At 60.8% G+C, this 530-nt stretch carries 1 protein-coding gene; it reads right to left on the bottom strand.

All coding sequences use genetic code 11. The features are described 5' to 3' along the window. Positions 1–100: 100 nt before the first annotated feature. Positions 101–530 (bottom strand): hypothetical protein (locus CWO91_RS43935; protein ID WP_208753157.1); only part of this gene is annotated, 430 nt, incomplete at its 5' end.

Genomic DNA, 530 nt, shown 5'->3' with positions numbered 1-530 from the left:
GACGGGTGCGGTTCGCGTACGGCAAAATCGTGTGGTCCTGGCGCCCGGGGTCTGTGCGCCAAGTCTTGCGGTGATGTCGCGGCCCGACCGGGCACGCGCATCAGCCATCGGCAAGGCGACGGGGGCAATAGTGCATCGCTCCCCGGGGAGAGCGCGACATAAGCCGTTCCAACCACTGCGCAGGGAAGGCCGGGATGTCTCCGGTTGCCCTGTTTCCCGCTATGCATTGAAGCACACGCAATCTGCTCTTGGCATGGCGGTTCATAGGAGCCAACCGGCTCCCGGTCTTCCCTGCGCCCTCTTCATTGAGGGCAAGGCATCGAAGCAAAGCTCGGGCGAACAAGCCGCGAGGATGCGAAGCTGTGTCTGCAATTGAAATGCGAATGATGAGCGACCATGCCGCCTCAAACTCCGTCATTGCGAGGAGCTCGCGACAAAATTGCAAAGCAATTTTGCGCTGATGCGACGAAGCAATCCAGACTGCCTCCGCGGAAAGACTCTGGATTGCTTCGCTGCGCTCGCAATGACGG

It is taken from the genome of Bradyrhizobium genosp. SA-3 (genome assembly GCF_004212635.1).
Taxonomy (GTDB): domain Bacteria; phylum Pseudomonadota; class Alphaproteobacteria; order Rhizobiales; family Xanthobacteraceae; genus Bradyrhizobium.
The sequence above is the reverse complement of the archived record's forward strand: the minus strand, read 5'-3'. Positions and strand labels throughout refer to the sequence as shown.